The organism is Paenibacillus sp. FSL R7-277 (assembly GCF_000517965.1).
Classification (GTDB): Bacteria; Bacillota; Bacilli; order Paenibacillales; family Paenibacillaceae; genus Paenibacillus_AQ; species Paenibacillus_AQ silagei.
In genome coordinates this window covers 1-19,792 of sequence record NZ_ASPX01000110.1, presented here as the reverse complement: position 1 = coordinate 19,792, position 19,792 = coordinate 1, and the positions used below count along the sequence as shown (strand labels likewise).

At 53.0% G+C, this 19,792-nt stretch carries 17 protein-coding genes; 5 read left to right on the top strand and 12 right to left on the bottom strand.

All coding sequences use genetic code 11. The annotated features are described in order from the left end of the window. Positions 1 to 269: 269 nt before the first annotated feature. The 5 genes from C173_RS28080 to C173_RS28060 all read right to left on the bottom strand — a co-directional run bounded on the left by C173_RS28080 (position 270) and on the right by C173_RS28060 (position 6,203). Positions 270 to 791, bottom strand: coding sequence for a mismatch-specific DNA-glycosylase (locus C173_RS28080; protein WP_036731464.1), 522 nt, complete (start codon positions 789 to 791; stop codon positions 270 to 272). A 258-nt stretch (positions 792 to 1,049) separates the two neighbouring features. Beyond that, complete coding sequence (locus C173_RS28075; protein WP_155991670.1) at positions 1,050 to 3,080, bottom strand: YrzE family protein; 2,031 nt, start codon at positions 3,078 to 3,080, stop codon at positions 1,050 to 1,052. Then, the gene (locus tag C173_RS28070) at positions 3,034 to 3,936 is read right to left on the bottom strand and encodes an ABC transporter ATP-binding protein (protein ID WP_036731456.1); all 903 of its coding nucleotides are present in this window, start codon (positions 3,934 to 3,936) and stop codon (positions 3,034 to 3,036) included. Before C173_RS28070 ends, C173_RS28075 begins: the two co-directional genes overlap by 47 nt. Continuing rightward, on the bottom strand, positions 3,929 to 4,318 hold the full coding sequence (locus tag C173_RS28065; protein ID WP_036731454.1) for a GntR family transcriptional regulator: 390 nt from the start codon (positions 4,316 to 4,318) through the stop codon (positions 3,929 to 3,931). Before C173_RS28065 ends, C173_RS28070 begins: the two co-directional genes overlap by 8 nt. A gap of 436 nt (positions 4,319 to 4,754) precedes the next feature. After that, the gene (locus C173_RS28060) at positions 4,755 to 6,203 is read right to left on the bottom strand and encodes an MFS transporter (RefSeq protein ID WP_235192053.1); all 1,449 of its coding nucleotides are present in this window, start codon (positions 6,201 to 6,203) and stop codon (positions 4,755 to 4,757) included. Between the two features lie 157 nt (positions 6,204 to 6,360). Here C173_RS28060 and C173_RS28055 point away from each other — a divergent pair, with 157 nt between their 5' ends. Beyond that, positions 6,361 to 6,978: a TetR/AcrR family transcriptional regulator gene (locus C173_RS28055; RefSeq protein ID WP_036731451.1), complete on the top strand. Its 618-nt coding sequence runs from the start codon at positions 6,361 to 6,363 to the stop codon at positions 6,976 to 6,978. A gap of 126 nt (positions 6,979 to 7,104) precedes the next feature. On the opposite strand, the gene C173_RS28050 is transcribed toward C173_RS28055, so the two are convergent. Next, positions 7,105 to 8,259 carry a polysaccharide deacetylase family protein gene (locus C173_RS28050; RefSeq protein ID WP_051478522.1) on the bottom strand — a complete coding sequence of 385 codons (1,155 nt, stop codon included), beginning with the start codon at positions 8,257 to 8,259 and terminating at the stop codon, positions 7,105 to 7,107. Positions 8,260 to 8,758: 499 nt separating this feature from the next. Here C173_RS28050 and qoxA point away from each other — a divergent pair, with 499 nt between their 5' ends. Genes qoxA through qoxD form a run of 4 tightly spaced genes read left to right on the top strand, consistent with a single transcriptional unit; the run spans position 8,759 to position 12,657 of the window. Further along, positions 8,759 to 9,775: a cytochrome aa3 quinol oxidase subunit II gene (qoxA, locus tag C173_RS28045; protein ID WP_036731448.1), complete on the top strand. Its 1,017-nt coding sequence runs from the start codon at positions 8,759 to 8,761 to the stop codon at positions 9,773 to 9,775. Between the two features lie 44 nt (positions 9,776 to 9,819). Further along, on the top strand, positions 9,820 to 11,769 hold the full coding sequence (gene qoxB / locus C173_RS28040) for a cytochrome aa3 quinol oxidase subunit I (protein ID WP_036731445.1): 1,950 nt from the start codon (positions 9,820 to 9,822) through the stop codon (positions 11,767 to 11,769). Next, the gene (gene qoxC / locus C173_RS28035; RefSeq protein WP_036693560.1) at positions 11,766 to 12,362 is read left to right on the top strand and encodes a cytochrome aa3 quinol oxidase subunit III; all 597 of its coding nucleotides are present in this window, start codon (positions 11,766 to 11,768) and stop codon (positions 12,360 to 12,362) included. The genes qoxB and qoxC overlap by 4 nt, the downstream gene beginning before the upstream one ends. 1 nt (position 12,363) lies before the next feature. Then, positions 12,364 to 12,657 carry a cytochrome aa3 quinol oxidase subunit IV gene (gene qoxD / locus C173_RS28030; RefSeq protein ID WP_036731442.1) on the top strand — a complete coding sequence of 98 codons (294 nt, stop codon included), beginning with the start codon at positions 12,364 to 12,366 and terminating at the stop codon, positions 12,655 to 12,657. A gap of 125 nt (positions 12,658 to 12,782) precedes the next feature. Here qoxD and C173_RS28025 read toward each other — a convergent pair whose 3' ends face one another. The 6 genes from C173_RS28025 to C173_RS33920 form a co-directional block, all read right to left on the bottom strand. Continuing rightward, positions 12,783 to 13,910, bottom strand: coding sequence for a TolB family protein (locus C173_RS28025; protein ID WP_155991669.1), 1,128 nt, complete (start codon positions 13,908 to 13,910; stop codon positions 12,783 to 12,785). Between the two features lie 122 nt (positions 13,911 to 14,032). Next, entirely contained in the window at positions 14,033 to 15,742 is a 1,710-nt protein-coding gene (locus C173_RS28020) for a methyl-accepting chemotaxis protein (RefSeq protein WP_036731436.1), read from the bottom strand. A 149-nt stretch (positions 15,743 to 15,891) separates the two neighbouring features. After that, positions 15,892 to 16,578, bottom strand: coding sequence for an ECF transporter S component (locus tag C173_RS28015; RefSeq protein ID WP_036731433.1), 687 nt, complete (start codon positions 16,576 to 16,578; stop codon positions 15,892 to 15,894). Further along, positions 16,551 to 18,329: an ABC transporter ATP-binding protein gene (locus C173_RS28010; protein WP_036731430.1), complete on the bottom strand. Its 1,779-nt coding sequence runs from the start codon at positions 18,327 to 18,329 to the stop codon at positions 16,551 to 16,553. The genes C173_RS28015 and C173_RS28010 overlap by 28 nt, the downstream gene beginning before the upstream one ends. Then, complete coding sequence (locus C173_RS28005; RefSeq protein ID WP_051478519.1) at positions 18,245 to 19,189, bottom strand: energy-coupling factor transporter transmembrane component T; 945 nt, start codon at positions 19,187 to 19,189, stop codon at positions 18,245 to 18,247. Before C173_RS28005 ends, C173_RS28010 begins: the two co-directional genes overlap by 85 nt. Continuing rightward, positions 19,186 to 19,792 (bottom strand): DUF4430 domain-containing protein (locus C173_RS33920; RefSeq protein ID WP_081751376.1); only part of this gene is annotated, 607 nt, incomplete at its 5' end. The genes C173_RS28005 and C173_RS33920, both read right to left, overlap by 4 nt.

Sequence of the window (19,792 nt, the reverse complement as noted above, 5' to 3'; positions counted from 1 at the left end):
TACCGTTCATCCTCCTCCTATATCTAGTCTACATTTTTGTGGGGGAGGACTCCAACTTCTTTAGGGGGCTGTGGAGCAATGGGCCACTCACCCTCGTATCTGCACATTGTGTTCGGTTTTTCGCATACAATTGGGCTACTTACCTCGCGCCTGAGCAATGTATTCGGTTTTCCGAATACATCGGGCCCGCGTACCCCCATCCGTCCCTATTGTGTTCGGTTTTTAACATACATCGATCACACGCGCCCATAAGACGGATATCTCCGGTCTCAAGGCTCCTGCTCCTCGGTGAAGTCACGCAGCTGCGAGTAGATTCCGATAATCTCAGGCATCGGCATGCGGACCAGGCCGCTGGACGATGGGGCGACGAACTCGCGGACTCCGTCCACCACCGGAGCAATGCCTTCCTGGAAGCCCCAGGAGGCTGTAGTTCTGCGGCTGAATTCTGTGTACACGCCCTTGCCGACAAAGCAGGCAATCTCCGGGCGGTATTCCTCCAGCTTGGCCCGCAGGAGTTCACGGCCCCTGGCGTACTCCTCCCGGGTGATATCTTCAGCGCCTACGGTGGGACGGGCAACGATGTTGGTGAAGCCGTATCCCAACTTCAGCAGTTCCCCGTCCTCGGAGGCCTCGTATAACCGCGGCGTCAGCCCGGACTTATGCAGTATGCGCCAGAAGTTATTGCGCGGATTGGCATAATGATGACCCAGCTCCCCGGATCGGATGCTGGGGTTGAACCCGATGAAAACAATCTGGAGTCCGTGATCCAGATGATCCCGTACCTCTTCCATAAGGCTTCCCTCCTTAGCTGTCGTAGCTGGCAGGTCCATTTGAACCCTTACTTGCTATAATATAAGCATAACCCAAGCAGGCAGGTTAAGACACTCAGACGCTCTTGCTACCGCTATCCGAATAATAGATTTTGCAACGGAAGCAGCTGTAACCTCTTCTGCCGTCATGGATGCGGCAGAGCAAAGCCCCCGCACAGGAAATATTTCCGTGAGCGGGGGCCTTAAATCTGACTAGGATTAACATAGTATGACAATGACCTAAGGAAGAAGGGCCTTAAGCGCCGGTGCCACATCTTGCTCATGCAGCGAAATGTAATTAACTGTCCCGCCCTTATACTCGATCTTCACTACATATCTGCCCTCTTCGCGGGTGAAATCGCGCCGGTGCTCCAGAATACTATCAATCAGAGTCTTATCTGTAACCACCGCTGACCGCTTCTCGCTGCGGGCCAACTCCAGACGGGTGTCAGGATCGTAAATCAAACCCTGAGGGATTGCACTCTGGTGTATATCCCGGAACATTTCTGCGGACAAAACATCTGCTGCGGTAAGCTTGATTTTACCGGCATAGCCCTTCTGTTCCAGCCAAGCGGTCATCTCCTTGAAGGAAGGAAGCCATTCATACGTATAGAATAGCTGATAATCGGTCGAATCCGGCTTGTAGACCAAATTGATGGATGCTCTCGCCCGTTGATCAGAGACCTCATCTTCATAGGACATATTAAGAATTTCCCGTTTCAGAATTTCGTTGAACTCCTGTACATCCTGCGGGTCAGAAATACTTATGACCTTGTTCAAATTGCTTAGCCTGAAGCTCTCTACGTTCTCGTCCATCCGGGACAGAAGATACCGGTCACGTTTGTATTCCGCATGCTCCATGACCGCCTTCAGCTCCGGCTCAAAGCCCGCTGCCGGAATAATGTAGGTCCGCATCAGCTTCCGCCCGCTCTCCAGCCGGTAAGCAAACGTGAAACGCTTGCTCTCGCGATAATCATACCGACGGGTATTATGCTGCTGGTCCGGCTTCGAAGCTACGACAGCATGATGCAAGGCGGTTACAGCCTCGATGTATTTCCGGTCTGCGGAGAATATCTCATCCTCCCGTTCTTCCCGGGTAGTGATTCCTTGCAGATTCCGGGTTAATTCCCCGTAATTCCCTCCGGCAAATACTTCGGTTACTTTATCATTTCGCGGAACCCGGTTCTCATAACCCGTTAATTCGGACACGGGAACATAGAGCAGCAGGCCCAGCAGTACACCGTACACCACGAATTCCAGCGGCATTCTGCGGTTCAGAATATGCCAGGTTTTGCGGAGAATCATTTCAACTACGATATAGCCGATCACCCCTCCGGCAATGGCGCTGCCGATAATCCAGCCGGGCTGCTGCCTGATGCTGCCGAAGTAGCTGCTCGCCAGCAGCATGCTGCAGAGCATTACACCGCCTTTGAATAGCGGATTGAAGTAGGTGAAGGCCATCGCCTGAGTGGCTTTTTCGCTGTGACGCTTACGGTACAGCACGAATGACAATACCATGAACACAGCAGACAAGAGGATATAGCTCCATATCTCTTTATTACTAAGAGGCTCATAGGAGATATTCATAATACGCAGTAACGGCGCCCAGTTGATCAGGGTCCCCCACAAGCTTGACCCTTCCGGATACCCGTACAGATATCTGTTCAAGTGCATGTCGGTAAATTGCAGCAGTGCTGCCGGAAGAATTAACAGAATGAAGACCACTATTCCCTGCAGAATGGTCTGTCCTGTGCAAATACCTACAAAGATAGTAAAGACATACAGAAACAGCGTCAGCACACTGGTAACCAGGCACCACTCCCAGACATCCGCGCCTTGATAGATATACATATTGCCGTCCAGCGGGCGGACGATAGCTGTAACCGCAGCCGTAAGCCAGACCGGCACAAGCAGCAGGATCAATCCGCTTACCGTATGGGAAGCCAGCAGGTGCGAGCGGCGCAGCGGGAGGCTGTGCCACAGATCCGAAGGCATTTTGGACTGCAGATAACGGAACAGGAACAATCCGGCCACAACCGGAAAAGCGATAAGGAACGGTGCGATATCCGCACCACCGATATTGAACAGATTGTCTACTGTATTTGGCTCCGCAAGCGGATTGCTCTCCATGAACATCTCCAGCGGGAGAACAAACAACAAGAGCAATGTATATAAAATTCCAATCCAGCCATGCTGGCGCAGGTTCTGGCGGATAATGCTGCTGTTAAAGAATAATCGGCTGCGCGTCATAACCGGCATCCCCCATTTCATAAATAAAGATTTCCTCCAGCGTCAGCGGCAGCAGATCAAATACATAAGGCTCGTAGACATGAAAAGCCTGGCTGATCCGCTCCCGGTCCCCTTTTACAATATACAGGCTGACACTTCCCCGCTGCTCCCGGTGGAGAATCTGCAGCTTGGCATCCAGTGCGGCCGCATGGCGTTCGTCGCGGAAAGCCACCTGAATCTTATGCGTGTCCGCCTTCAGATCATCCAGATCCTTCTCGACCAGCATCCGTCCCTCATGCATAATGCCGACATGGTCGCATAAATCCTCAATCTCCCGCAGGTTATGCGAGGAGATCAGCACCGTCAGCTCCCGCTCGGCGACCTCCTGGAACAGGAGATTCTTGATCTGCCGGCGCATCACCGGGTCCAGCCCGTCGATGGGCTCGTCCATGATCAGCACATCCGGCTTGCAGCTGAGGGCCAGCCAGACAGCAGCCTGGCGTTGCATCCCCTTGGAGAAACGGCTGAGCTTGCGCCGGGTGTCGAGCCGGAACATCGTCCCAAGCTCCTCGTACCTTTTCTGGCTCCAGCCCGGATATATAGAGCGGTAGAATGCCGCCATACTCTTAATGGTTGCCTGCGCGAAGAAATACGGACTATCCGGCATGAAGATCATTCTGCGCTTCACCTCCGGCGACTCATACACCGGCTGCCCGGCGAGCTTGACACTCCCCGCCTCAGGACGATAAATACCGGCGAGCGTCTTCAGCAGCGTTGTTTTGCCCGCCCCATTCGATCCCAGCAATCCGTAAATAGCGCCTTTATGTACAGTCAGCGAGATGTTATCAACAGCCTTTTCCTCCTGAAAAATCTTGCTGACTCCGCGAATCTCAATCATGGCTGTTCTCCTCTCTTCTCTTATCCAGCGCCTGGCGGTACAGCGCACTCATTTCACTTTCCGTAAAACCAAGGTATACCGCCTCTGCCATCAGACGCAGCAGCTCTTCCTTCAGCTCCGCCCGTTTGATCTCATTCTGCCCCTGCTGCAGCGGGGCCACGAAGTTGCCCTTGCCCTGCTGTGAATAGATGTACCCTTCCCGCTCCAGCTCCCTGTAAGCCTTCTGGATCGTATTCGGGTTCACTGTGAGCTGCGAGGATAAAGTCCTCACCGAGGGCAGCTGTTCATCCGCCCGCAGAATACCATGCATAATCATCTCTTTGACCTTGTCGGTGAGCTGCTCATAGATCGGCTTGCGGCTGCGAACATCCAGTTCGAACATGACAGTCCTCCTTTCTTCGGATCTATGATCCGGCTGTTCAACTGTGTTAACTGTACTACTATTATTAATACAGTTGAGGATTAATGTCAATCATTAACTTTTACTTTGTCTATAAAAGACGCACTTAAGATTAGAATTCAAAGCCTGGTCGTCGCTGCGGTGAACATTTGGACTTCCGGCCGCTGTTGTATTTCGATTTCTTGATCGAACCGCTCTTCGCGGTAGAAATCCAACTAAGTCTATGCTTCCGATGCGAGCTTTCCTGTGGAAAGCTTTCAGGCGGACGCTACCGCTCCTCCAGTTCCAAATTTCCCCTTCGCTTCTTTTTGCTTTTTGTTATTCTTTAGTGTGTCTTATAGAGTTTCAGCATGTCACGCAAATAACCCCCACCTGCCTGTTGGACAGATGGGGGTTATGATTGCTTAGTAGGACTATTCTATTGAACATGAACACTGCTGCTCCGCCGCTGTCTGCGTTCATCGCTGAACAGGGCAGCGCCTATACCCGGGAGCAGCAGGTAGCCTGCGAACTTATAGGTCTGACTGAACGCATCCACAGCCGCCTGCTGTTGTCTTATTACCCCGGCCCCCGCCTCTGTGCCTGCGGAATTCGCCGCGCTCAGCTCCCGGGTTGTATTGTGCTGGAGCACAGTGACGATGATGGCCACACCGAGCACACTTCCCAGCGCCTTCGCCATATTCGTCACCCCCGAGGCGATGCCGACCTTGTCTTCAGGAACAACCCGGATCGCCGATGACATCACAGGAGCCATTGAGAGCCCCACGCCGAAGCCGGTCAGTGCAAGCCGTAGCATCACCGCACCCAGCGTAGAATCAGCCTCAAGCCCGCTCATGGAATAGGTGGCAGCGCCAATCATCACCATTCCCGCTACGGCGAACAGACTGCTGCCATATTTCGCAGACAGCGGCCCGGATACAGCCGAGCTGGCGATGGAGCCTAAGGCCATGGTTGAGAGGACAAGCCCTGCCTTCAGCTCCGATACCCCCATCACCCGGGTCAGGTAAAAGGAGGTCAACAGCGAAATATTCATCAGCGCCGCCCCCAGCACGATCATCGATACCGAGTTACTGTTGAAGGCTCTGATCTTCAGCAGGGACAGAGGCAGCATCGGTTCTTTCCCCTTATACTGCGTAAGAAAAAAGATCACCAGAAAGAGCAGCCCCACAGCCGTCAGACCCAGGAACGGGCGCGAGCTCCAGCCGTAATCCTGCACTTTAATCAGAGCATATGTAATGCAGAACATCCCTACCGTTATCCCCAGGATTCCGCCGTAATCTATGGATCGCCCTGCTGAATCATCGCGTGATTCCTGAATGAATATAGCGGTCAGCCCTATGCTCAGCAGCCCAAGCGGTACGTTCACAAAAAAAATCCACTCCCAGCTCAGCTTCTGTGTCAATATTCCGCCAAGCGCCGGACCGCTTGCAGCAGCCACTCCCGAGACGGCCCCCCATATGCCTATAATCAGTCCGTGCATTTCTTTGGGAAAGGTGGTGGTGCTCAGCGGAATCGTAACCGGCACAATAACGGCTCCCGCCAAGCCTTGAATAACCCTGAACAGAATCAGCATGCCAAGGGAAGTGGAGAGTCCGGCCAGCAGGGAACTCAGTGTGAACAGCCCCACGCCAATGAGAAACACCTTCTTCCGTCCGAATTGGTCAGCCAGACGAGAGGCAGTCAGGATGAACACGGCAAATGCCAGGTTATAGCCGTTCATCACCCAGGATACCTGCGACACACTTCCCCCGAACTGGCGGGTCATCTCCGGCAGGGCAATATTAATAATGGTCGTATCCAGCAGCGCCATGAAAAAGCCCAGCACAATCGCCGTAAAGGATAAAGCTCTGCGCATTCCAATCCCCATCTTGATCATCTCCTGAAATATGAAATAAAGTTCATATTTCAGATTATATGAACCAAAGTTCATATTTGTCAATTAAAAAAATGAACTTTGGTTCAACTTTTATTGACAGCACAAAACCGCTCCACTACAATCTGTACTATGAGGGGGATCTTACGATATGGGTGGAACAGAGGACAAAATTAGAACTCCGCAGCAGGAGCGCAGTATACGAACCAAGGAAGCCATTATCCGGGCCGCGATGAAGCTATTCTCGGACAAGGGCTTCTATCAGACGAATACCAAGGAGATTGCAGCCGCCGCCGGGGTCTCGACCGGGAGCTTCTACTCCTATTTCGTGGATAAAAGAGCCGTATTCATTGAGGTGCTCCACATGTACGGGGATGAGCTGCTCGCCAGAATCGATGATTCAATGTCAGAAATTAATTTCAATACGATTGAACGTACGGACCTGATCCTGCATCTGATAGACACGCTTCTGCTCTCGCATAAGGCTTTTATCGGATACCATAAGGATCTAAGCATTATGTATCACAGCGATGAGGCCATCAAGCAGTTGATGGATGCCCAGTACGAGACCGGCCGACTCAAAACGCTTACCTATCTCCAGATGGGGCAAGACGAGCTGAAGACCGGGGATACGGAGGCAGCTTCGATCATTGTGTTTGAGTCTGTGAGCGCTATTGTTGACTTCATCTCCTTCTCCCCCCAAAGGATCACCGTGGACCGGCTGAAGTCAGAGCTGGTTCATATGCTGGTGCAATATCTGTACAAGTAGACAGAACCAGTGATTTCTCTATACCTCTGCACGCCAAATAACCTCACAACATATAGATTATCGCCAAAAAAAGAGCAAGCCCGCAGGTTACCCTGCAGCTTGCTCTTCTCTATTAACCCTTACGGATCAGCGTTTATCCTTCCAGAAATTGAGCGGCTCCATATCCTTCGTAATGAGCTTGAAGGTATAGCCTTCCTTCTTCAGCTTCTCCAGAATACGCGGCAGTACCTTGAGTGTAGCCTTCTGGTCATGCATCAGAATGACCGGATTGGTCTTGGACGCCTTCAGCTTGTTCACCTGATCCATCACGGTGTTATAGATTCTGTCGCTGTTCTGTTTGTATTTCCAGTCATAGGAATCCACGTTCCAGTCCCAGAGATGATATCCCTGCGTCAGGACTTTATCCCTGAAGGACTTGGTGAAATACGGCTTGCTTCCGTATGGCGTACGGATCAAGGTGGTGCTGGCTCCCGTCAGCTTCTTCAGTGTCGCATTGGCCCCCGACATCTCGGCAAGCGCCGCTGCCGGTGAAGCATAGAACTTCTCCTGGCGGTGGGTCACGCCATGCAGCGCTAAGCCATGGCCTTCTTTCGCAGTCCGCTTCACCTGGGCGGGATGCTGATTCATGTTGTTCCCCAGCATGAAGAAGGTTGCCTGTACGTCATATTTACGGAGGATGTCCAGCAGGTCGCCAGTCGTGGCTGACGGGCCATCGTCGAAGGTCAGGTATACGGTCCGGCCCGGCTTGCCCGGCTCAGTTGGTGTAACCGGAGTCGCTGGATTCGTTGGAGCTACCGGAGCCTCCGGCTTCAGCTCGGCAGCATATTTATCGGTGAAGGCTGCATCGGTAAGCTGCGCCGAGCCGTCCTTCACACGAAGTAAATATTTATCTCCCGCATAGGAAATGCTATACCCGAGGTAACCGCTGAGCTTCAGCGGAGCCATGAGTTTGCCGTCCTGTACGAAAGTGCTCATAGGCACGGCAGTCCCATCCTTCAGTACCGCACCTCCGTCCTTGCTCAGCAGGGTAAGCGAACCTGTCCCGCCGGCTACGTGAATCCCGTCCGTCAGGCCGGTAAGGGTCCATTTCAGCTCATCCGCAAGCGCGCGCAGCGGTACATAATAGGTGCCTTTTACGGATACAGCTTCAACCTTGCTTAATTTATCGTTGACTCCGAGTTTAAGAATAGTGCTATCACCTTTAGCGTTAGCCGGGACCTGCACAACCCCCATAATTAGGAATAAAGACATGAATAAGAGCAGAATTTTCTTGATGCGCACAGCAGCAGTCTCCAATCTATGTATATTTGTCTATCACTTTATCATATATACTTTCAACGTAATTTGAGAGATTGTAACCGCAAGCTAAGAAATTGTTACTCTTATGCAATGATAAATGAGGGTTCGCCATTATTTTCAGAAAGCACGCAATTCTCGTCGAATGCTGTCACAGCAGGCGTTACACGGTTAAATCAGCGGTTTTTGGCACAGAATAATTGTGACAAATTTAATAACAATATCGGAATTTTGAACAAAAATTGAACAACCTTAAAATTAGCTAAAGTGCGCCACTACAGTGATCTTTATCATACCCTTAGGGAGTTGTAACAATTTGATCACACATATTTAACTTGTTCGCCATTTTTAAGGTCTATTTTATATATTTATACAAAATATGTATTTTGCATTATGGGTAAGTAGTTCTTACTATAGATACAGATCAATGTACTTCCGTTAATGAACGGCGAATGAAAAGTAGTATTGAAGGAAGGAGTTCTATATGAAAAAAAAGGGACCGTTATACGCTCTGTTTCTAAGCCTGATCCTTCTCCTGCCGGGATGCAGCTCGATCGCTGTTCTGAACCCGAAGGGGCCGTCTGCCAGAACGTTATCTGACACCATTATCCTCTCAATTATTGTAATGCTTGGTGTTCTGGCAGTTGTCTACATCCTATACATCTTTGTATTGGTGAAATACCGTGCGAAGAAGAGTAATGAGGGTTACATTCCAAAACACGAGGAAGGCAATGTAGTCCTTGAGGCGATCTGGATTATTATCCCGATCATTATCGTAGCCTTCCTGTCTGTTGTAACCGTCAAGACGACAACCGAAGTGGAGAATGTGGCTGCGGATTATAAAGATCAGACTCCGCTGGTCATCTATGCGTCCTCCTCTAACTGGAAATGGCATTTCAGTTATCCGGAAGAAGGCATTGAAACAGTTAACTACGTGAATATGCCGGTACACCGTGCAGTTGAATTCAGAATGTACTCATTCGGCACCATTACCAGTCTTTGGATTCCACAGCTTGCCGGTCAAAAGTACGCCATGAGCGACATGCTGACAACGCTTCATCTCTCCGCTGATACGGAAGGCTCTTATATCGGAAAGAATGCTAACTTCAGCGGTAAAGGCTTCGCCCACATGGAATTCGAAGCACTTGTCCTGAGTAACAAAGGTTACGAGGACTGGGTGAAGGAAGTGAAGGAAACTGCACCTAAGCTGACTGAGGAAGAATTCAAAGGCCTACTGGCCACGGATTACCTCGGACGCAAAACGTATTCCTCCACCCATCTGGAGTTCAGCCCTCCTCCGGGAAATCACGGAGATCATATGAGCGGCGGCGGCAAGGAGATGGATATGGACAACGGCAATCCGGAGCATCAGGATAACAAGGAAATTCATCCGTCTCCCGAGCCGTCCAGCGGAACGGAATTCGACAGCAAGCCTGATCCGGAAGTCGATCAGCCGCTGCCAAGCTCCCCTGTCGATGAAAGCACACATGAAGGACACTAGCTCTCTGAAGAGCTTAATGCAACACACTGAAAGGAGCTACCCTAATGGATTTGGACAAATTTAAGGTTCACGGCGAACCCTTGATATACGGGGCCATGATCAGTATTGCACTGGCAACCATCGGGATTCTCGTAGGGCTTACCTATTTCAAGAAATGGGGCTATCTGTGGCGCGAATGGCTGACCACGGTTGACCACAAAAAAATCGGGATCATGTACATCCTCGCGGCGCTGCTGATGCTGTTCCGCGGCGGTGTAGATGCGATGATGATGCGTCTGCAGACGGCTGCGCCGGAAATGAAATTCCTCGATGCGCAGCATTACAATGAGGTCTTCACCACCCATGGTCTGATCATGATTCTCTTCATGGCCATGCCTTTTATCATCGGTCTGATGAACGTAATCATTCCGCTGCAGATCGGCGCACGGGACGTTGCCTTCCCGCGGCTGAACGCCGTCAGCTTCTGGCTCTTCTTCATGGGCGCCATGCTGCTGAACATTTCCTTCGTCATCGGCGGCTCGCCGGATGCGGGCTGGTCAGCCTACTTCCCGCTGGCGAGTCTTGAATTCAGCCCGACCGTAGGGAACAACTATTACTCTCTGGCCCTGCAAATATCCGGTATCGGTACGCTGATCACCGGGGTTAACTTTATCGTAACGATTCTCAAAATGCGCGCACCAGGCATGACGCTGATGAAGATGCCGATGTTCACCTGGTCCGTACTTATCACCAACGTTATCATTGTCTTCGCCTTCCCGGTTCTTACCGTAGCGCTGGCGATGATGATGTTCGACCGCCTCTTCGGCTCCCAGTTCTTCACGATGGCCAACGGCGGGATGGATATGCTCTGGGCCAACCTGTTCTGGGTCTGGGGACATCCGGAGGTCTATATCGTTATCCTTCCGGCCTTCGGTATTTATAGTGAGATTATCGCCACCTTCTCGAAGAAGAACCTGTACGGCTATACCTCCATGGTATTCAGCATGCTGATCATCTCGCTCCTGTCCTTCCTTGTATGGGCGCACCATTTCTATACAATGGGTCAAGGTGCCATGGTCAACAGCTTCTTCTCAATCACAACGATGGCCATAGCAGTACCTACCGGGGTCAAAATATTCAACTGGCTATTCACCCTGCGAAAGGGCAGGATTACCTTCACGACCCCGATGCTGTACACGCTGGCCTTTATCCCGATCTTCACGATCGGCGGGGTAACGGGCGTCATGCTGGCAATGGCCAGCGCCGATTACCAGTATCACAACACGATGTTCCTGGTTGCGCATTTCCACTACGTGCTGATTCCGGGTGCCGTGTTCGCCGTTATCGCCGGGTTCCACTATTGGTTCCCGAAAGTGTTCGGCTTCCGCCTGAACGAACGGCTGGGCAAGCATGCCTTCTGGTGGATCATCATTTCCTTTAACGTAACCTTCTTCCCAATGTTCTTCCTGGGACTGATGGGAATGACACGCCGTCTGTATACTTATTCTAAGGAATCAGGCTTTGGTCCGCTCAATATGCTGAGCTTCGTCGGGGCCGTCGGACTTGCGATCGGCTTCGTGATCCTGGTCTACAATATTTACTGGAGTACCCGCTACATGCCGAGAGATACAACCAACGATCCTTGGGATGGCCGGACGCTCGAATGGGCTACACACAGCCCGATCCCGCTCTACAACTTTGCGATTGTGCCTAAGGTTGAGACGCGCGATGCTCTATGGTCTGCGAAGCACGATAATATTCCGCTGTACACAGAGACCAAATACACCAAGATTCATATGCCCAGCAACACCGGCAAGCCGTTCATATTGGGTGTAGTCTTCTTCTTCCTCGGCTTCTTCCTGGTCTTCAGCATGTGGATTCCGGCGATTGTCTCGGGGATTGGAATCCTGGTTGTGCTGGCCTTCATGTCCTTCGATAAGGACCAGGGCTACTACATTCCTGTAGAAGAGATTGCAGCTACAGAAAAGAAACTGATGCGGGGTGAGACTGTATGAAAATAGATGCGTCCAAGCCGCTCGAATATTCAACGGAAGAGAACAGTAACAAGATCTTCGGCTTCTGGGTCTTTCTCGGAGCCGAGATCCCTCTCTTCGCTACGCTGTTCACTGTATATTTCGTAATGGTTAACCGCTATGCCAGCGGACCAAGCGGCAGCGAGCTGTTCGAGATCGGCCCGGTGCTGATGGAGACCTTCCTCCTGCTGTCGAGCTCCTTCACCATCGGTCTGGCTGTCCATGCTATGCGGCACGGCTACAAGAAAGCCATGATGGTCTTCATGGCGATTACGCTGGTGATGGGTCTGGCTTTTGTCGGTATTGAAATCGACGAGTTCTTCACTTATGTACATGAAGGAGCTACGCTGCAGACCAGCGGCTTCCTCTCCAGTCTGTTCATACTACTGGGAACGCATGGTCTTCACGTCAGCTTCGGTCTGCTGTGGGGAATTGGCATTATGATTCAGCTGTGGAAGCGCGGCATTACTCCCGCTACCGCCAACAAAACGTTCATCTTCTCCTTGTTCTGGCACTTCTTAGACGTGGTCTGGATCTTTATCTTCAGCTTCGTCTACCTGAAAGGACTGATGTGACATGATGAAGCAACTATTCCCTATTAAGCATGTGATGGGTTATGTAGCCTCTCTGGTCCTCTCTGCCGCTGCACTGATTGTAATTTACGGAGACCTGTCTTCCAGTGCCAATATGGTGGTGCTGCTGGTTACAGCGCTGATCCAGGCCTCCTTGCAGCTGTTTGTGTTCATGCACATCGGAGAATCGGCCGATTCCAAAAAAGAACTGTATATCAACATCGCATACGCCATGTTCGTGGCTCTGGTCACCATCTTCGGCACCCTGTTCATCTTCGTATGGGGCTGGTATGCTTAGCATGTAAGAAGCAGAGGAGCATTATGCTCCTTCTAGGAATCTATAATAAAAGCGGTCCGTATCCGGTAGATTTACCGGTGCGGACCGCTTTTTTGAATTTTAAAGATTGCCATCATGTTGATGTTCTACTTTAACTGGACTATACTGCTGCTGCTCCCGCTGTCATCCCGCTCTGTATACGCAAGCTGCTTGCCCGAGGGGCTCCATGAGGTGGTCATCGTTCCATTGCTCTGTGCAATCTGGACGGACTTGTCAGAAGACAGATCGTAGACATATAAGGTATTATTCGTTGTCCCGTTCTCCTCAATAGTTACACTATAGGCAATCAGCCGCTGATCCGGGGACCAGGAGACGGCCCCAAGCTCGGCGCCTTCCACCAGGGTCCGCGGATTCATACCGTCTGTGCCGCTGAGCAGCAGCGACTGGGTAGTCTCCTTATATTGCAGGATCAGCATTTGTTCTTCGTCAGGTGAAGGGATTACGCTGCTGGTACCCGGAATATTCAAGTCAGCCTTCGTCTTAGTATTCAGGTCCAAGCTATGCAGTGAGTCCTTCGAATTACTGGTGTAATAGATCTTATCCTTGATTTGTCTTACAACAATCAGACCTTCCCCGCCCAGTCCTTCCACCGGTGCGATCTTCATAGAAGTAGTCGCTGTATAAGCACCCCCGCTGTATGCAGGACCCACTACCGTATCCTTATCCGCCCAATCAGCCCCCATTGCTCCGGCAATGGTATCGCCCTTGATGGTGAAGGTCTTCTTGGACCCCAGGTCCATTACATTGTAGACTGGATCACCCAGGGAGAATTCACTATAGAGCAGAAACAACTGATCGGCGGACAGCTTGGCATCCCCCAGCATCATGTTCGCCTTCTCTGTAATCAATTCGTATTCGCCGGTATCCGGATGGAAGAAATACAGGCTCTGCGGATAGGAACCCTTCAGCTCTCCTGAGCTGATCGGCCCCAGCTTATCGTTCTGCTTGGACACGACAACGGTTCTATCGTCCTTCCAGTCGGAAATTGCTATTTTCTCATACTGTTTACTTTCCCCTACCGTTACCCCAGCAGCTTCAGCAGGTGCCGGTGTAACCATTGGCCCTTCCGTAGGCTGGGCAGAAGCTTCTACAGGAGCCGCTGTTGGCTGTGGGCTGGGGCTAACCGCCGGAGCACTAGCCTGATTCGAGCTACAAGCTGCAAGTGTCATTAACAAGGCTGGAACTATCGCCAGCTTCCATGTTCGGGTGTTCATTATAGAGACCGCCTCCTTGAGATTAATAATAATACGTTCAAAAGCCCGGCTCCGCCGAAGATGCCCGGGAATCTCCAGGGTTCCTCGGCCGAATCGGGCCGGGCTGATGTCTATTATAGCCGTTACAGCCGGAACCGGGCCAGATGCTTCTGCAGGTCCTCGGCCAGGGTAGCCAGATACTGTGCAGAGGAGGACATCTCTCCCATCGCGGTCAGCTGCTCCAGGCTTGCTTCGCTGGTGCCCTGAACGTCTGCGGCGCCTTTGCGTGAGATTTCATTCACCGTTGACATGGATCTGGCCACTTCCTCGGATTCCTGCGCGACATGGCCGATGACCTCTGTGATCTGCTCTGTCTGCTCACTGGCAGCCTGAATGGAGGTCTGGATCGCCGTAAAGGCTTCGGATACCACCTCACTCTGTGCTACACCGTGAGAGACAATCCCGGAGCCTTGCTCCATCGATTCTACGGCACTGGCGGTCTGTTGACGGATATGGTTAATGATCTCTGTAATCTGCAGCGAGCTTGTTCCGGTAGCTTCCGCCAGCTTGCGGATCTCACCGGCAACTACCGCGAAGCCACGGCCATGCTCGCCCGCCCGGGCGGCTTCGATGGAAGCATTCAGGGACAACAGATTGGTCTGGGTCGCAATCTCATTAATGGTTGTAATGATGGTGTTAATCTCTTCGGACAGGCTACCCAGGTTGCCGACAATCTGGCGGCTCGCCGAGACACTGGAGTCAATCTCCCGCATCTGGGCCAGAATCTGTTCTACTGCGTCTACACCGCGTTCCGTGGAGGAGGCAGCCTGCTCCATCAGGCGGGTCATTTCTTGGCCGCTATACCGGGCTTCGGCAATCTCATAGGACATCGTCCGTACAGACTGTGTAGTAAGGGTAATGCTCTCCGCCTGCACATCGAATCCGGCTGCAATCTCGCCTGAAGTCTCAGCGATCATCTGTGAGGCGTGCGCGGTCTGGTCGGCACTGGCGCTCATCTGTTGGGAGGAGGCCGAGAGAATCTCGGCGCTCTCCGAGACGCCGCGCATCATATTTTTCAACCCGTCCAGCATGGTATTAAACGATGTATTAATCTGGCCGATCTCATCCTTGGACCGGTAAGCGGCAGAGGCCGTCAGGTCCCCTTCTTCCGCCCGCTTCATCAGCCCCTGCAATTCCTTCAGCGGTCTCGTAATCAATCTGGTGATGATCACACTCAGGACAATACTGAGCAGCAAGGCCAGCGCAATCAGAATGCCGCTTAACGTAGCAGAGCTCTTGGCACTGTCAGCCGTCCGTGTATTATGGGCAGACGCATCCTGAATGAATAACGTCGCTGTCTCTTCAAGCAGCCGGACCATTTTGTCACGCAGCTCGTTAAAGGTCCGACCCGTGAACACCTGATACCCTTCGTCGTTAAGATCGTTATCGGCCAGATGGATAATATTATCACGCTGTGAACGGTAATCCGGCAGCAGCAGGGTATATTCGTTCACATAAGCTGCAATCTTGTCATTGTTGAATTCAATCTTCCTCAGTTCGGCCATCAGCTCATTATTTGTCTGGATATTCTCCTGAATTCTCGCCTTCAGCTCCTGCTTCTTCGCGTCATCCGTTGTAATCAGATCCTCCAGCAGAAAAGACTCAATCGCCCGGTTATTCCCGCGGATCTCCGTTACGAAATAAATCGGCTGCAGGTTCTGCCTGTATGTCTCTTCAGACCTCTCAGCCATTCTGGTTGTCGTCAGGATACCCGTTGTTCCGATCCCGATTAGTAGTAGAATAACCACTGCGATCAGTACAATCATTTTATGCTTAATCTTCAGATGTCTCATTTCCTGTTATCCCGCCTTCTCGATATCTAGCTGTAACCTTAATTATCGGAGAATAACATCGAATTGTTGATGGCCCTGCTAAGAAATTTGTCGAAAAAAGAAGAAAATTATCGTTTTGGTAGAGCGATATCCATTAATTATAATTCCATTCACTCTTGAAGCAAGCCATATTTCTTGCGGAATCTCTGCAGCACCTTGGTCCAGCCTCCGGCCAGCACCGCTAAGAAGAATACATTCGACAAGGCATGGGCCAGATCGAAATAAAAGCTTGCGGCAAACGTAACAGCAACCAGCCGCCAGCTAAAGGCATCCGGCAGACTGAGAAGGACCCAGATATTCATAATCCAGCCGAACAGGAACCCCCAGATGAAACCAAACACCAGCAGCCCGGCCCGCCGGCGCAATAGCCAGCTCCTCCGCAGCCACCCGGCTGTAAGTCCGGTCATACCCCAGGCAAACATCTGCCATGGCGTCCAGGGCCCCTGCCCGAAGTAAATATTAGAGACCAGGGCAGCGACTGCTCCGATGACGAATCCCGCCTCTGCCCCGAAGACATAAGCGGAGAGGATGACAACGGCCGACACAGGCTTTACCCCCGGTAATGCGGCAAAAGGAATCCGGCTGACCGCTGCAATAGCAGACAACACAGCCAGCAGCACGAGTTCACGGGACTGGAGCGATCGGCGCTCCAAACGGATGAACAGCGGCAGGAGAGCAGCCAGCAGCAGCACCACGCTAAGCAGCACATAATGCCGGTCAGTGAATGCTGCGGTAAGCGCAAGCCCGGCGGTGAAGAGTCCCAGGGCAATTAGCAGCGGAATGCGGAAGCGGGCCATGCGCGAATCACATCCTCTATTATCAATGCCTGCGGCAGCCAGTCCCGCACTATCCGGTTGACTGCCGTGGTATAGAAGTAATTGTTGCTGAAGAACTCAGCCGGTGTGCCCTCTGCCGTAATTCCCCCGTCAAATAGGAGTGCACAGCGCGAAGCATGCTTAGCCGCGAATTCTACATCATGCGTTACGATGAGAATACTGATCATCTGCCCGCGCAATTGCTGAAGCAGGGCGGCCAGCCTGTCTTTGGCGGCCGGATCAAGCCCCTTAGTCGGCTCATCCAGCAGCAGAATATCCGGCTTCATCAGCAGCATCATGGCAAGCGCGGTCTGCTGCTGTTGCCCGCCGCTGAGGTCATGCGGATGACTCTGCAGCACCTCCCGGAGCTGGAATACCGCCAGCAAAGCCTCAATCTCGCTTGCTGCTGCCTCTGGCGTTAACCCGGCGTAGCTCCCCATATGCTGCAGCTCCTCGGCTACCGTATCATAGCTGAAATAGAGCAGCGGATTCTGCGCCAGCAGACCTGTTGTCTTACCCTTTGCCAGCTCTATCCTGCCGCGCTGCGGCTTCATCAACCCGTTCAGCACATGCAGCAGGGTGGACTTGCCCGCACCGTTTCCGCCCATGACTGCCAGGAGCTCCCCCTGCTTAAGCGTCAGCGTGAGCTTCCTCAGGACCTCCCGGCCCTCCTTCTCATACCGGAAGGTCACTTCGCGGCAGAAGAGGAGAGTCTCTGCTCCGGCCGCTTGGAGTTCCTCTGACGAGGATTTCACGGATACTCCGGCGGGGGGTGGAGGTGAATCCCCCTCTGGAACAGATTGCATGCGGGAAACGAGGGGAGTCGTCCCTGCCTCCCTATTCAAGTTATTAACCAGTTCAGCGCCTGCGGCAGCGTCCGTTCCTGCCATCAGGGCATGCAGCCAGCGTCTGCCCTCACGCACGGTCAGCGGAATATTCTCCGGCGCAGCGGAATCCGCTTCCGGAGCAAGCGACAAGTACAGGCGTGAGGCGGCTGGCAAGTAACGCCCAGCGGAAGTCAAGGCTCCGCTGCCGGTCTGCCGGGCGAACAGGCGGGGAGCGGCATCTGCCAGCAGCTTGCCGTCTTCCAGCATCAGCACCCGATCGGCCAGCGGCAGCACCTCCTCCAGCCTGTGCTCGCTGATGATCACTGTGACCGCCATTTCCTCGTTAAGCCGCTGCAGCGCCATAATGAATTCCCGCGCAGCAACAGGATCAAGCTGGGAGGTTGGCTCATCCAGCAGCAGCACCTTGGGCTGAAGCAGCAGTACTGAGGCCAGGTTCATGAGCTGCTTTTGTCCGCCTGACAGCTCATGTACCGGACGGTAGAGCAGCGGCTCCAGCCCGAACAAGCCGCAAATCTCCGCCAGCCGGGTCCGCATGACAGCAGGCGGTAGCCCCAGGTTCTCCATGGAGAAGGCCAGCTCATGCCAGACCGTATCCATCACGATCTGTGCATCCGGGTTCTGGAAGACCATCCCGATCTCCCCGGCGGCCACCGCTGCCGGAAGCCCGGACAGAGGCTGCCCTTTGTAAGTCAAGGTTCCTCTGGATGAACCCACCGGAGTGAGCTCCCGCTTCAGATGACGCAGCAGGGTGGTTTTGCCGCTGCCGGACGGGCCGCAGAGCACGACAAATTCCCCCTCTTCTATGACGAACGATAGCTCATGGAGCGTGTCCCTGTCTTCTTCAGGGTATCGGAAGGATAATTGCTGTGCTTTGAGGATCTCCATAACCATTTCTCCTTTCCTTCCAGTCCCGCAGGAATCAGCACGAACAGGCAGAAGCTGCCGTACATGACGGCCTCCTGCCAGCCGAAGTCCGCTGGCCTCATCCGGGGATAGATCTCCAGCTTGCCGTAGCCCTGCACCCAGAACAGCAGCGTAACCACACCGCTAACGGTTAACAGCAGCATCACCAGCTTATCCTGCAAATCGGCCTTGTATATCGTGTAAGTGCTACGTTTGGTGCTGCCGTAACCACGGGCTGTCATGGAGTCTCCAGTCTGGAGGGCTTCTTCCAGCGACCAGGTCAGCAGCACTTTGAGCAGCGTCATTCCATCTGTCATTCTTTTCTTAAGGCTTCCCGTACCGGTATCTACCCCGCGCAGACGCTGGATCAGCGTAATCTGGCGCAGCCGCCGCTGGAACAGCGGCACGAACCGGATGGCCATCAGCGTCAGCAGCGCCGTTCTCGGCGCAGCCGCCGCGAACAGATACATGAATTTATCTGTGGTCACCGTGTAATTGTAGGATATAAACCAGATAAAAATAGTAAGCAGCATAGTCATCATCATCAGTCCATACAGCACAGCTTCCAGCGTAATAGGCTGATCCAGCCAGTAGAACAGAATATGCGCCCCTCTATGCGAGAACAGCGGGTTCAGCAAGGCCACGGAAGCTGCCATCAGCAGCATAAAAGGCAAGCTGCGCAACAGCTGACGCCCTTGTCCCTGCAACAGCAGCAGCGCCAGCAGTCCGGCTATCTCTGTAGCCAGAAATAACGGATGGAAGACCAGCAGAGTGAACAGCAGCAGCCCTGCATAATACAGCAGGGCTACTACCGGATGCATGGAACGAAAGCCGCTGCTCATGGCGCTTTGGCCCCCAGGTCTTTGCCTAGATCAAGCGTATACAGCCACTCGATGGTATCCCCGGGCTCGACGATCCAGCTACCCGCAGCCTTGGAGGGAAATTCTCCATTGACCTTGTACATCCAGCCGCTCTCTGCCCCGTGATCACCCTCGTACAAATTATCTATACCTTCCACGTAAGCAAAAGCCTTGCTGCCCTGATATTCCATCTGGATCTTCTGTGCCCGTGTAATCCGCTTCAGCAGGTCCAGCACACTCTCGCCCTTCTTGATCTCGTACTGGGCAGTGGCCAGAATCACGCCATGCTCCTCATCTCCGGTGATGGAGAGAGTGACTACGTTGTCCGGCTTGGGTGTAGCCGCCGCAGCGGGCGCGGGGGTCGGCGGCTTGGGTGTGGCCGCCGGGGACTTGGCGGGCTTGCTTGCGCCCGCCGAAGGCTGCGTCGCCGCTGCGCTTGGCGACGCCGGCTTGGCGGGCTCGCTCGCCGATGGCTGCGTCGCCGCTGCGCCTGGCGACACCGGGGACTTGGCGGGCTTGCTTGCGCCCGCCGATGGTTGCGTCGCCGCTGCGCTTGGCGACGCCGGAGCTGCCGTACCTTCCGCA